Source organism: Tepidisphaeraceae bacterium, from assembly GCA_035998445.1.
GTDB lineage: Bacteria > Planctomycetota > Phycisphaerae > Tepidisphaerales > Tepidisphaeraceae > DASYHQ01.
In genome coordinates this window covers 1-13,595 of the sequence record DASYHQ010000021.1, presented here as the reverse complement: position 1 = coordinate 13,595, position 13,595 = coordinate 1, and the positions used below count along the sequence as shown (strand labels likewise).

General features: G+C 64.0%; 10 protein-coding genes. 6 read left to right on the top strand and 4 right to left on the bottom strand.

Going from position 1 to position 13,595, the window contains the following annotated elements; genetic code table 11:
* The 4 genes from VGN72_09775 to VGN72_09760 all read right to left on the bottom strand — a co-directional run.
* Positions 1-921: hypothetical protein (locus VGN72_09775; GenBank protein ID HEV7299641.1), on the bottom strand; the 921-nt coding region annotated here is incomplete at its 3' end.
* A gap of 66 nt (positions 922-987) precedes the next feature.
* A complete protein-coding gene (locus tag VGN72_09770) occupies positions 988-1,986 on the bottom strand; it encodes a substrate-binding domain-containing protein (protein ID HEV7299640.1) in 999 nt (332 codons plus the stop codon).
* Between the two features lie 43 nt (positions 1,987-2,029).
* Positions 2,030-3,073 carry an ABC transporter permease gene (locus VGN72_09765; protein HEV7299639.1) on the bottom strand — a complete coding sequence of 348 codons (1,044 nt, stop codon included), beginning with the start codon at positions 3,071-3,073 and terminating at the stop codon, positions 2,030-2,032.
* Positions 3,070-4,548: a sugar ABC transporter ATP-binding protein gene (locus VGN72_09760; GenBank protein ID HEV7299638.1), complete on the bottom strand. Its 1,479-nt coding sequence runs from the start codon at positions 4,546-4,548 to the stop codon at positions 3,070-3,072. The genes VGN72_09765 and VGN72_09760 overlap by 4 nt, the downstream gene beginning before the upstream one ends.
* A gap of 153 nt (positions 4,549-4,701) precedes the next feature.
* On the opposite strand from VGN72_09760, the gene VGN72_09755 reads away from it, so the two are divergent.
* The 6 genes from VGN72_09755 to VGN72_09730 all read left to right on the top strand — a co-directional run.
* Positions 4,702-5,760 carry a LacI family DNA-binding transcriptional regulator gene (locus tag VGN72_09755; protein HEV7299637.1) on the top strand — a complete coding sequence of 353 codons (1,059 nt, stop codon included), beginning with the start codon at positions 4,702-4,704 and terminating at the stop codon, positions 5,758-5,760.
* Between the two features lie 79 nt (positions 5,761-5,839).
* Positions 5,840-7,912 (top strand): autotransporter-associated beta strand repeat-containing protein, encoded by a 2,073-nt coding sequence (locus tag VGN72_09750; GenBank protein HEV7299636.1) that lies wholly within the window; start codon positions 5,840-5,842, stop codon positions 7,910-7,912.
* 81 nt (positions 7,913-7,993) lie between these two features.
* A complete protein-coding gene (locus tag VGN72_09745) occupies positions 7,994-8,575 on the top strand; it encodes a prepilin-type N-terminal cleavage/methylation domain-containing protein (protein HEV7299635.1) in 582 nt (193 codons plus the stop codon).
* On the top strand, positions 8,566-11,145 hold the full coding sequence (locus VGN72_09740; GenBank protein HEV7299634.1) for a glycosyl hydrolase family 65 protein: 2,580 nt from the start codon (positions 8,566-8,568) through the stop codon (positions 11,143-11,145). Before VGN72_09745 ends, VGN72_09740 begins: the two co-directional genes overlap by 10 nt.
* On the top strand, positions 11,142-12,155 hold the full coding sequence (locus tag VGN72_09735; GenBank protein ID HEV7299633.1) for a hypothetical protein: 1,014 nt from the start codon (positions 11,142-11,144) through the stop codon (positions 12,153-12,155). Before VGN72_09740 ends, VGN72_09735 begins: the two co-directional genes overlap by 4 nt.
* A 60-nt stretch (positions 12,156-12,215) precedes the next feature.
* Positions 12,216-13,595, top strand: a 1,380-nt coding sequence (locus tag VGN72_09730) for a glycosyl hydrolase (protein ID HEV7299632.1), incomplete at its 3' end; no start/stop codon positions are given.

The following is a 13,595-nucleotide window of genomic DNA, read 5'->3' as shown; positions in this document are numbered from 1 at the left end:
GCCCAGGATGATCGAGCTGATCGCGTCCTCGTTGGCCGGGTTGCCGCTGCCCATGTAGTAGTAGGCCAGGCTGCCCAAGTCGTGGGCCGCCACCAGCTGGTCCAGCGCCACGCTCGTGCGGGCGGCGCGGGCGAGCTCGGCCGGCGGGCAGTCGGCTTGCACGTCGAACGTGTCGTGGAACAGGGCAACGCGTTCGTCAACCGCGGCGTCGCTGACGCGGCTGCGCAGGTCGGCCAGCTCGTCGACTTCCATAATCTCGACGTGCCCGCCGAAGGTCGCGACCTGCTGCGTCAGGTCGCTGTAGATGTCGAGCATGCCGTTGTAGTAGTGGCCCATGACGCCCAGGCGGTTGTGCTCCATCACGTGGGCGACGCGGGCGGCGGCGACCCAATCGGCCAGCTGGCGGTCGACGTGGCCGTCGCCCTCGAGCAGGCCGGTGACCTGGCGGAACGGCACGCCGGCGCGCCCGAAGACGTTGGCGATCTCCGGCACGGGGCAGGCGCCGCAGTGGGCGAGCCACTCGCCGGTCATCGCGGTGCGGTCGCCCATCGCGTTGAACGCCGCGTAGTCGATGGCGGCGGCGGGCTGGAGGTTGAGGATGACGACCGGCACCTTGGCCCGGCGGACGACCGGCAGCACCGTGCTCGACAGCGCGTAGGTCGTCACGTGCAGGAAGATCAAATCGACGTCGGCCTGGCGGAACGCGTGGCCGGCATTCAGGGCTTTCTCCGGCGAGTCGATCAGGCCGAGGTTCACGACCTCGACGCCCTCCCGGGGCACCGCCGCCTGCAGCTTGCGGTCGACCTGGGCTAGGTACCCTTCCAACCGCTCTTTGAGTCCCGCGAACTGCGGCCAGTAGGCCTCCAGCCCGATCCCGAACAGGCCGATCTTCAGACGATGTGAATCGGATGTGCTACCCATGGCAATGGACTCCTGCGAACGCTGGTGACGACACGGTGGAAGATGATCGACGGCAATGGCGGTTCGTTAGAACGTGAGTTCGTCGTAGAGCGCCTGCGCGTTGGCGGGCGTCACGGCGCGGCTGGGCATGGTGTACGTCTTTTCCGGGACGAATTCCGGCTCGCGCAGGATGCGATTGCCAACTTCGACGGCCTTGTCGGCGCAAAGCGGGTAGACGAACGTGCCGGCCAGGATGCCGTCGGCGACCTTCTTGATGCCGCCCGCTTCACCGCCGAGGCCGTCGGCGCCGATGAAGATAATCTCCTTCTCGCGCCTTTTGTCCTTGGCAGCCAGATAGGCACCGATCGCCATGGGGTCGTTGTGACCGAAGACGACGTCGATCAGCGGGTTGGCGTTCAGCGCTTCGGTCATCCGATCCCGCGCCTTGGATTGTACCCAGTCAGCCACCGCGCGGTGAACGACGCGGATCTCGGGATGCTGCTTCCACACGTCGTTGGCCCCCTTGTCGCGGTTCGCTTCCCCCTCGACGCCGAGCAACCCTTGGATCTGCACGATGTTGCCCTTGGGGCTGCCGTACTTCTTCGTCAGTTCCGCGACCGCCAATTCGCCAGCGAGGCGGCCGATCTCGTAGTTGTCGCATCGGATGTAGGTCGTGTAGTTGGGTTCGGCGACGTCACGTTCGAGGCAGATCACCGGAATGCCGGCGGCCATCGCGTCGCCCATCACCTTCGTCAGCGGCGCGCGCTGGTTCGGCGCGACGATCAGCAGGTCTGGCTTCTGGCGGATGACCGTGGTCACCTGGTCGATCTGCCGTTTGTCGTCCTGCTGTGCGTCCAGGATGGTGAATCGGACGTCTGGGTGCTGGGCCCAGAGCTTGGTCATCAACTGGTTCTGTGCGGCGCGGTACGGCTCGGCGTTATTGCACTGGCTGAAGGTCACGTTGAACGTGCGCCCGGCGGTCGCGGCGCCACCCGGGGCCGTTGCCGACTCGCGGCGGTCGTCACAGCCAACCGAGGCGCAACCGAGGACGAACAGGCAAAGCGTGACTAGACGTGGGAACATCATAATGGTCTCCGTTGAGGGTGAATCTCGCGTTCATGGCCGAGGCTTACGCCACCGCCTCGCGCCGCTGTACCCAGACCGCCCCGACGATGATGGCGGCCTTCAACATCATCTGGACGTTGCTGTCGATGTTGTTGAGCCCCAGCAGGTTCGTGAGCGTGCCGATGATGAGCGTTCCGATCACCGTGCCGGCAATCGAGCCCCGACCACCGGTCAGTGCCGTGCCACCCAGCACGACGGCGGCGATGACGTCCAGCTCGTAGCCGGCGGCGGCGTTGGGGTCACCTTGGTTGGTTTGCGCGGCGTACAGCAGGCCACCGATGCCGGCGAGGAGGCCGGAGATCACGTAGACGCTGCACCGTACGCTGCGGATCGGCAGCCCCGAGTACCTCGCCGCAGTGGCGTTGTCGCCGACGGCACGCACGTAACGACCGAACACCGTGTAGCGGAGCAGCGCGCCGAACAGCAGCGCCACCAAGACGAACGCGCCGATCACCATGGACTTGTTGCTGACGACCCGCGCGAAGGTGGCGGCGGCGTTCGTGCCGAATCCGACATCGATCGTGGCGTTGTCGGTGAGCCACTTGGCCAGACCTCGGAAGCCGATCATGGCGGCCAGTGTCGCGATGAACGGTGAGATGCGCAGGCCAGCGACCAGCCACCCGTTGAACGCTCCGACCACCATCCCCACGCCCACCGCCACCGTCGCCGCCAAAAACGCGTGCGGTGCGTGCCCAATGTCTGGCTGCCACTGCGTCAGCAGCAGCGTGGCGACGCAACCGGTCAGCGCGACGATGCTGCCGACCGACAGGTCGATGCCGGCGGTGAGGATCACGAAGGTCATACCTACCGCGATCACGCCGATCACCGACACCTGCCGCAGCACGTCGGTCAGGTTGCCCCACTGAAAGAAGATCATCGACCCGTCCGACGCGCGGGGGCTTAATAGCGCCGCCAGGAGCACCACGCCAAGCAGTGCCCCCAGCCGACCGTACCGCCGGACAACATCTGTCACGCGGGCGCGGGTGTAAGATCGGCGGTCGTGCGGAATTGCCGATAGAGGCTTGCGTGTGTGCGCTGCTTGGGTCATGCGACCTTCCGGCCTGTGGCCATCGCCATGATCTGTTCCTGCGTTGTCGAGGCGGCATCGACGACGCCAACGCTTCGACCCTCGTGAAGCACTAGGATGCGATCGCTGCATCGCAGCAGTTCCGGCAGTTCGGAACTCACCAGCAGTACCCCTTTGCCCGTGGCGGCCAACTCGTCGATGAGGCGGTAGATGTCGGCCTTGGCGGCGATGTCGATGCCGCGCGTGGGCTCGTCGAGGAACAGCACGTCGGGCTCGGCCAACAGCCACTTGGCCAGCAGCACCTTCTGCTGATTGCCACCGCTCAACGATCGCATCGGTGCCGAGAGCGAGGCGGCCTTCAGGCGGGTCCGCTCATGCACCGCGCGGGCCGCTCGCACCTCGGGTCCGCGCCGGATGAACCCCTTGAAGCTGAAGCGCCCCAACACCGTGATCGTGCTGTTTCGCAACACCGAATCGCCGAGCAGAAGCCCCTGAAGCTTTCGGTCTTCCGGCAAGAGACCGATGCCCCGTCGCATCGCGTCGCGCGGCGAGCGCGGCGCGAACGGTTCGCCTCGCAGCCGCATCGTGCCACCCGTGATACGGTCGAGCCCGAAGATCGCACGTCCCAGCTCGGTGCGCCCGCAGCCGACGAGGCCGGCGATGCCCAGTACTTCGCCGCGGTGAAGCGCGAGGTCGACGCCGGCCACCGCTGCGCTGCGCAGGCCCACCGTCTCCAGCAGGATCGAGCCCATCGGTCGGACGGCCTGCGGTTCAAAGGCGAGATCACGACCGACCATTCGCGCGATAACCTGCGCAACGTCGGTGTCGGCCGCCGCGTCAGTTGAAACATGCCGGCCATCGCGTAACACGGTGACGCGGTCGGCGATGCGGAAGATCTCATCCATCTTGTGCGACACGTAGACGATCCCGATCCCGCGCCGTGCCAAGTCACGGATAAGGTCAAGCAGGCGGTCCGCATCATCGGTGGCTAGCGAACTCGTCGGCTCATCCATGACGATCAACCGGGCGTCCGTCATCAGCGCCCGGGCGATGGCCACCAACTGCACGTGACCGATCGGCAACTCGCCGAGGGGTCGTCGGGGGTCGATCGCGAGGCCAACGCGCCGCAGGTGGGGCACGCATTGCGCCTCCATCTGCGCGCGGCGGACGAGCCAGCCACTGGAACGAACCGTGCCTGCGGCCATGTTCTCGGCTACCGACAAGTGAGGGAACAGGTCCAATTCCTGCAGGATGATCCCGATGCCGGCCTCGCGGGCATCAGCGGGACCAGTGAAACACGCCCGCCGACCATCCACAAGAACCGAACCGCCGTCGGGCGTCACGATCCCTGCCAGCACCTTCCCCAAGGTGCTTTTGCCCGCCCCATTCTCGCCTACCAATGCATGGACCTCACCGGATGTAAAGGTCAAGCTGACCTCGGTTAACGCACGGGTCGCACCGTATGACTTTGAGAGATTATCGACGGCAAACTGCATATGGAACCGCTCAGGTGCACATCAGGCTGACCGGAGTGGGCACCTAAATTGGATTCACGAGAAACGATTTGACATGCACTGGATTCAGTTTATACTTACACGAGTAAGTTGTCAAAGTGATTCGAGTAAGTGAAAATCTCACGAGTGCGTAGAATGTCGGTACTTGAACCCTCAACCATGACCGCGGCTGACTTGGCTAGCAAGCTCGGCTTGTCGCGCGCTACGGTTTCGTACGTCCTCAGTGGCGACGGCGAGCGGCGCAAGATATCGCCGAAGACCATCGACCGTGTTCGTCGCATGGCCGCCGAGCTGAAGTACGTGCCGAACGAGTCGGCTCAGAACCTGCGGCGGGGGCGCAGTGGGATGATCCTGCTGTTGATCGGCAATCTGGAGTTCGGGTTCGCCAATGGTGTGATGGCGGGGATGGCGGGGGTGCTGGACGATACCGGCTACTCGCCGTTCGTAACTACGCATTGGTTCGATGAGGCGAAGAATCACCGCGAGTTGATCTCTGCGATGCGTCGCCGGGTGGAAGCGGTCGTCTGCCAGCCGCTTCCGGGTGAGGCGCAGGCGTATGCCGAACTGGAGCGGCTGGGCATTCCGCTGATCTTCCTTGGTGATCATCCCGACGACCTGAAGGGGGCCAGCTTCGTCGGTTGGGATTCGGCCGCCGCGGCGCGGGTGGCGGTGCAGCACTTGGTTGATTGCGGTCGCCGGCGGATCGGGCACATCGGGGTCGATTACCCGATGGTCATGAGCCGCGCCCGTTACGCCGCGTACGAAGCGGTGCTGCACGAGAACCGCTTGCCGACGTCCCCCGACATGGTTCACATCGCCCGCTCCTATCACACCGCCGACGAGGTGCTCGACCCGGCGATCGAGCGGTTCTTCCGTCCCGGCGGGCCGGATCTGGATGCGATCTTCGTGCTGAACGACGGCCTGGCACTGCCGCTGTTGGAAAAGCTCGACGCGCGCGGCATCCGCGTGCCTGAGGACATCGCTTTGGTCGGGATGGGCGACTTGCCGCTGACCGGTCATGCCGCCATCGGGTTGACAACGGTTCGCGAGCCGACCGACCTGATCGGCCGCCACGCCGCTGAGGCGGCGATGGAGCTGATCGCGTCGCCGGAGCGTGAGCCGATCTACCGCCCCATCGAAGGGTGCGAGCTCAAAGTACGGCGTACGACTGCAGGACACCTGAAAAACGTTTGACGGGCGCATCACCTTTCACGGTCGGCCTGCCGGGCCCGATTGTCGACATTTCTATCACCGGCGCGGAGACGGAGAAACCATGAATGCGAACTGGAAAGTAATGGCGGCGGCGTTGGCTACTGTAGGCGCGCTGGGGTCTGGCCTGGGTCGCGCTGCGACGAAGTCCTTCGACAACGGCGACGGCAACCAGCAGTGGACCACGGGCCCAAACTGGAACCCGGACGGTACGCCTGGCGCTGGTGATATCGCCATAGTGGATGGCGGGCAAACCGCCCTCTTCAATGGTGCGTCGACGACGGGCGCGATCGTCGTGGGCGCTCCCGCAAACCTAACCGGTGCCGGCAGCAATCCCGGCGGGGCCGGCGCGCTGGACGTGCAGAGCGGCACGTTGACGGCGGATAACGACAACATCCTGATCGGCTTCAACGACGGTGATGGCTTAGTGGTAGTCAGCGGGGGCACGCTCGCGCATACCAATGGCGGGATTTTCGCCGTGGGCTTTGCCGGCGATGGCCGGACCGGCACGCTTTCCGTCAGCGCTAGCGGCTCGGTCAATAACAGCACCGACTTCTACATCGGCGCTAACGGTGCGAGTGGATCGGCGACATTTGCGGGCACGCTGAACAACGCCGGTTCGATCATCCAGGGTTCCGGCGGTGCCGTCGCCGACCTGACCGTGCTCGGTTCCGGCGTCGTGAACACGAGCCAGCATTTCGTCGGTAATGGAAACTCGGTCGTCGCCAACCTGACGATTCAAGACACGGCCACAATCAACGTGACCGGCCAACTCACCGTTGGTTTCAACGGTGGAGGCGCCGTCTCGATGACGGGCGGCGCACTGAACGTCAACGGGGCAGCCGGTGGACCGGCCGGTGACAACCTGTGGGTCGGCCGGGTGGCGGGTGGTACGTTCGCCCAGAGCGGCGGCGTCGTGACGATCAACCCCACCGCCAGTTACGGTCTGCGCCTGGCTGAAGGCGCGGGCTCGGTCGGCATCTACAACCTGGCCGGCGGAACATTAGTTACCCCGGGCATCTCGATTGGTGCCGGTACCGGCGCCTTCACATTGGGCGGCGGCACGCTGGAAGCAAACAACTCGTTCACTTCGTCGGTGCCGATCGCCGTCTCCACTGGCGCCAACGGCATCGTCAACACCGCCGGCAATAACGTCACGTTGAGCGGGCCGATCACCGGAGCGACCGCTGCGGGCTTCTTCAAGCAGGGGACGGGCACGCTGCTCCTGAGCGGCGACAATACGTTCGGTGGCGACAAGATCGTCGATGGTGGCACGCTCAGTCTCGGGTCGGCAACGGCGCTGGGAACGACGACCAACGTTTACATCAACCTCGGCACGATTCTCGACCCCAACGGTCAAACCGTTGGGGCCGCGAATGCGACCAATTTGGTCTTGAATGGAGCGGGCGCGCAGATCTTCAACTTCTCGCCCACCGGCTCGACCATCGGTTCGGCAATCGTCATCCAAGCGGCCGACACGGCGGTTGGGGGCACGGGCGACCTCGTCCTGAACGGTGTCGTGTCGGACTCGCTGCGGGGCTTCTCGTTCAACAAGACCAGCGACAATACGCTCACGGTCAACAACACCCTGTCGATCGGTGGGCCGGTGAATGTGCTCGGCGGGGCGCTCTACCTCAATGGTACGCGTACCGGCTTGGGCCAACTCACGGTCGCCAATGGGGCCACGTTCGGCGGTTCGGGCACGGTTGCATCATCGAACATCGTCGCCGCCGGCAACGTGGCGCCGGGCGCGGCCGCCGGCAGCATCGGCACGTTGACGGCAGGGGCCAATGTCGACCTCAACGGCTTGCTGTTGGTCGACATCACCGGCGCTGGCCTGGGCTCAACGGATCTGCTTGCCGTGGGTGGCGTGCTGGACATCGGAGGCGCATCGCTCAACCTGAACGTCCTGTCGGGTCTCGACGACGCGGCCTACGTGATCGCGACCTACGGCAGCCTGACCGGCGGCGCGTTCTCCAGCGTAAACAATCTGCCGGTGGGCTACACCATCGACTATGGCTACCTGGGTAACTCGATTGCCCTCACCGCGACTGCCGCCGTGCCCGAGCCGACGGCCATCGCCATGATCGGCATCGCCGCCGTCGGTCTGCTCGGTCGCCGTCGACGGGCCTGCTAAGAGGATACTACGGTCCATGACCGCCGTAACCCGGCGGTCATGGAAGGGGGATTCGTTTTTCGGCAATCGCCAGGAGTCGCCATGCTTAAGCGTCAGACTAACGGATTCACCTTAGTTGAACTGCTGGTCGTGATCGGCATCATTGCCCTGTTGATCTCGATCTTGCTCCCGGCACTCAACAAGGCCAGACGGTCGGCGCAGCTCGTCGCGTGCGCCTCGAACTTGCGCCAGATCGGCATCGCGTACAACATGTACTCGGCCGAGAACAAGGGCAAGTACCCGGTACCCACGAATCCTTATTACTGGCCGTTCGGCTACCTCTACGACGACCAGAACCAGCCGGCGTCGCTGGCACGGTTGACGCCGAACACGGCCGCCGGTGCGGTCTCCAACAGCTACATCAAGAACCCCCGCATTTTTTACTGTCCAATGGTGCCGACCGGCTCGTCAGGAACGTACTTCACGTACGACGAAAGCTGGAACCAGGCCGATCCGCGGCTGAGCCTGACGGGATACGTCGTGTACGCTGGGCTGCCCCGCACGAACTTCATGGTTGGCGCGTCAACCTTCACTATGGACGCGAACGGTAACGTTAGCGCTTCCGCCGTGTTGTCGAAGTGCCGGCTGGGGACACCAAAATCACAGGTGCGGCGATGTCGGTGACCGCCGACAACAGCTTCGTGCTGTTGGTCAACGGCAAAGAGGCCGGGCGCGGCGAGTCGTTTCTGGAACTCTACGTTTTCGACATCGCACCGCTGTTGCAGCCGGGCAAGAACGTCTTGGCGGTGGTGGCGGTCAATGCTGGCCCCGGCGTGAATCCTGCCGGGTTGATTGGGAAGGCCGCCATTCGATGGGAAGGTGGGGAGGTCTCGGAGTTGATCAGCACCCAATGGCGATGCAGCGACCGCATGCACCCCGGTTGGATGACGCCCGATTTCGATGACACCCAATGGCCGCAGGCGGTCTCGATGGCCCACCTTGGTGATTCGCCGTGGATCAACATGCCGTGGGCCAAGCTCGACAACGCAATCCCTGAACACTTTCCGACGTTTACCGTGCCGGGGCAGGAAGCGCAGATGAAGTCGCTCCGGCAAATGCATCATGAGTTGTACCGATCCGGCGCTCGTCCTTGGGGCACCACTTGGGACCCATGGCTGCCCGCGCCATCGCTCTGGCCGGCAGTCGAGCGCGGCGGGGAGGTGGGACCGGTCCGGGACCGCTGGGCGCGAACGTTGTCTAACCGGATCATCGACGCGGACGGTTACGTGTCCACGCATCAGCACGCCTCATATTCGCATGATCTGGGGTGGCCATTTCCACTGTGGCCGCAGGTGTTGCAGGGCTTTCCCGGCGTAACCGTCGGGTGGCACTTTCAGGAAACCGGTAGCGGATTTCTTTGGCAGACGTACGGTGAATCGCTGAAGCAGGCCGGCTATGCCGGGGCAACCGCACCGGTAAACTGGGAGTTGGCCGACGCGGAATCCGCCGGGTTGGTAAACGATGCGTGGGAAGTGAAACTAACCGGCCCGAACCCAAGCCTGACGTGGCCGAGCGGCGTGGAGGTCGACGCGTTCAACGCTCCATTCCTGCAACTGCGCTTAGCGCGTGCTCAGGCAGAACTAACAGACCAGCGCTGGCGCATCCAGTGGACGACGGAGGCCCACCCCACCTTTGACGCGTCGCAAGAGGTGGAGTTCGTACCGGACCAAGTTAACACGAATCTGCCTGCCACACTGGACAAGGCGCTGCATTGCCTGGTGAACATGTACGACCACCCGCGATGGCGCGGTCAGATCACACGCGTTCGGCTGTTGCCGCCAGCGGGTTCGGACAAGGGAAACAGCATTGCGATCGACTCGTTCTTCACGACCTACGATACGCGGCACCCCGTCAACAACCCCGGCTTCCTGATGGCAGCCGTCGAGTATTTTCGGTGGACGGGCAACGTGACGTTCGTGCAGACGAACATCGAGCGACTGCGCTCCGCACTGCTGTTCTGCCAGACCGACCTGGGCGGGCTGGAGTTCAACCTCATCAAGGTGACCTGGCCCGGCCACGATGGTCGACCAGGGTTCGTCATTCAGCCGGACGGGACGCGTGCGTCGCGCGTCGGCCACGGCATTGGAAACAATTACTGGGACCTGCTTCCGTTCGGCAACGAGGACCTTTACGCCACCACCTACTACTACGCCGCTACGTTAGCGATGGCCGAGTTGGAGGCCGCGATCGCGGCCAACCCCCAGTGGGGTGTTACCGCGCCGCCGCGCGCGAGCCTGACGTCCCAAGCCTTAACGGCGCACGCACGGAACGTGGCCCGGACGGCGAACGATCGTTTCTGGGTAAAGCGAACGGGCCGTTTTGCCGGGGCGATCGACGCCGATGGCGTTGTGCGGGATTACGGTTTGACGTTCGTGAACAACGAGGCCGTGCACTACGGTTTGGCCTCGTCGGCGCACGCCCGCTCGATTGTCGACTGGATCGCGGGCCGGCGCATCGTGGACGGCGACACCTCCACTGGCACCGACATCTACCACTGGCGCTTTGCGCCGCGCGCGACGACCCTGCGCAACACCGACTGGTACTTCTGGGCCTGGTTCGGTGACACCGTGCCTTGGGGCGATCAGGTACAGGACGGCGGTGGGGTGCTGGGATTCAGCTACCATGACCTCAGCGCCCGGCTGAGTGTATTGGGGCCGGATGACGCGTGGGCGCGATTCGAGCAGATCTTGCACTGGTACGACGACGTGCAGGCCGCCGGTGGTGTACGTGCTTACTATGACGCCGACCCTTCCCGTGGCAAACTGCAGGGCGGTGGGCCGGCCGGCGGGTTGGGAGTAGATGAGGAGTTCCTCGAGAGCCTGCTTGTTCCCCACTTCTTCTTTGACGGCCTGCTCGGCTTTCGCGCTCGCTGCGATGGTTTTGAGATCAAGCCATCGTTACCGTCAACGTGGCCCGAACTTCGTGTGGATCGCGTTCACTTCCGCGATTCCGTGCTAGAGGTGGCCGCCTCGAAGCATCGCATCGCCATCGCGTGCGTCGGCACAACGGATGACAAGCTGCGACTTCAGTTGGGCCAAGGGGGATGGACGTTTAACACGCTTGGTCGGGATGGCCAGCCGATCGGTGGCGCGGTGCAGATCGCAAATGGTGCGGCCGGCGTTGCCGTAGAGTTGGTCGACGGGCATACGTTGGAATTCGTGCGCGCGTCGAACGGTCGCAAGGTGAAATCATGAGCATTCTCAAGCGTCGCGGTGTGCGTGGACGAACGGTGCTATGGATGTCCGGGGCCCTCGCGTTGTGTGCTCAGCATTCCAACGGCCAGGCCGCCAATGCGCCTGCGACCCATCCGGTGCAAGCGGCCCCGTTCGACCCGGTCGGCAAGGAGATCGGCGCGTTCGCGCCGATCGGCGAATACCTGAAGGACTTCTTCGTCCTGAAGCATGGTGACGACTTCCACCTGTTCTACAACGTGGGCACTGCAGGACCGACGCAGGACTGGCAAGAGGCAGGCAACGAGGAAGCCTTCGGCCACGCGACGACGCGCGACTTCAAGACTTGGAAGATTCATCCGCGCGTGCTGCAGGCCACCCGGGGGACCTGGGCTGGCAAGGTCGTTTCGGCGCCGTCGATCATTCCCGTTGGCGACCGCTTTGCCATGGTCTACAGCGGGTTCGATGACCGCGCGTTGGGTTTGCAGACGATCGGGCTGGCGTACAGCAATGACCTGTTCAATTGGACGCAGCACCCGGGCAACCCCATCTACCAAGGCCCGCCGTGGACGACGTGGTGGCCCGGCCGCTGGGCGGATTGTCGCGACGCCCACGTGGTCGACGTGAACGGCACATATTACATGTACACGATGGTTCACGAGGCCGGCACTGGCCTCGGCGCAATCGCCATCGCCCGGTCCACCAACCTCACGGAATGGGAAGACCTGGGGCCGGCCATCAAACTCCCGGGGCCACCGGAAAGCCCGACGGTGTTCGAGCGCAATGGCAAGTATTTCCTGATCACCGGCAGCGTGGCGAGCGGCTTGTTTGTCTCGGACGATCCCGGGAAGCAGAACTGGAAGCGCGTGCCGTTCAAGTTTCCGCCCGGCGGGGGCTTCTGGTCGGGCATGGAGATCTTTCGAGACGGTGACGCCTACGTGGCGGCCGCCTTCGAGTGGAAGGCCAACGGTAACTATATCCGGTTCTGGGCGATCGATTGGTCCGACGACGGGTTACCGGTGATCCGCTACTAACCCCATTCCTCCGCACGCCTCGACCGACAATCGGCATCTATCAATCAAGGCTTTCGCATCATGAGTTCCGCCACGTCCCTTGCACAGTTATTCGAATCACCGACGGCCGACTACCGCGCCTGTCCGTTCTGGTTTTGGAACGGCGATCTGGAGCCGGCGGAACTCGTGCGGCAAGTTCGCTTGATGGACGAGGCCGGCGTCGGTGGGTTCGTCATCCACGCGCGCGTCGGTCTGGGCGTGGCCTATTTGTCCAGCGACTGGTTCGACCGTTGCAAGTTGGTGATCGAGGAGGCCGAACAGCGCCAGATGAAAGTCTGGATCTACGACGAGGACAACTGGCCCAGCGGTTACGCCGGTGGGCGCGTGCTGGCGCGCGACCCGTCGTTCATCGGGCAGAACCTGATGATCGAGCGGCACCTCGTGCGTGCGCCGCAGCGGCTGACGGTTAAGCTGGAGCGGCCCGCCGAGGTGCGAGGCATCTTTGCGGTTCGCATCGCCAAGGTCGAACCGATCCCGCCTCATCCGTTAACGCTGCACCGACCCACGGATGACAGCGCAACCTGGACCGATCAGACCCGTTTCACCCACACGTACGCCACCGAAGAGCAGCCGCTCGTGCTTCAGTCGAACGGTGATGACCTTAATTGGACGCCACCGCCGGGCGACTGGTGCGTGATGGTGATGCGGCAACGGCCGACCGACTGGATCGCCGCCTACTCGTCCTGTCCGTACGCCGATCTGATGAACGACGGCGCGACCACCGCCTTCATCGAGGAGACGCACGCCGAGTACCACCGACGGTTCGAGCGTCACTTCGGGCAGACCATCCTCGGTTTCTTCGTCGACGAGCCGGGGTTTTACAACAACTTCTGGGATCGCAACCCAGCCTCGGTGCCGTGGACGCACGACTTTGCGCCGCAGTTCCTTGCGCGCCGTGGGTATGACCTGATGCCCTGGGCGGCCGCCCTTTGGGAAGACTTAGGGGAGAAAGGGCGGCAGGTGCGCATGGACTTTTGGCGCACGGTGGGTGAGCTACTAGAGGAGCGATTCTTCCGGAAGATCGCCGACTGGTGTGCGAAGCACAACGTGATGCTCACGGGTCACCTGGAATGGGAAGAATGGCTGCTGACCATGGTACGCCATTCCGCTAGCCCATTCACGTCATTGCGGTCACTCCAGGTGCCCGCGGTCGACAAGATCGACCAGGTGACTGAGAAGATCACCGAGAAGCTCGTCTCTTCGATCGCACATGCCAACGACCGCCCACGGGTGCTGAGCGAGACGTTCGCGTTGATTGGTTGGAAGCTGGCGCCGCCGTACATGCGTCAGATCGTGGACCGGCAGTACGTGCGTGGGGTGAACTGGCTAAGCTGCCACGGGTTCTACTACAGCACGGAGGACTGGCGCAAGCGTGAGTGCCCGCCGAGCGAGTTCTTCCAG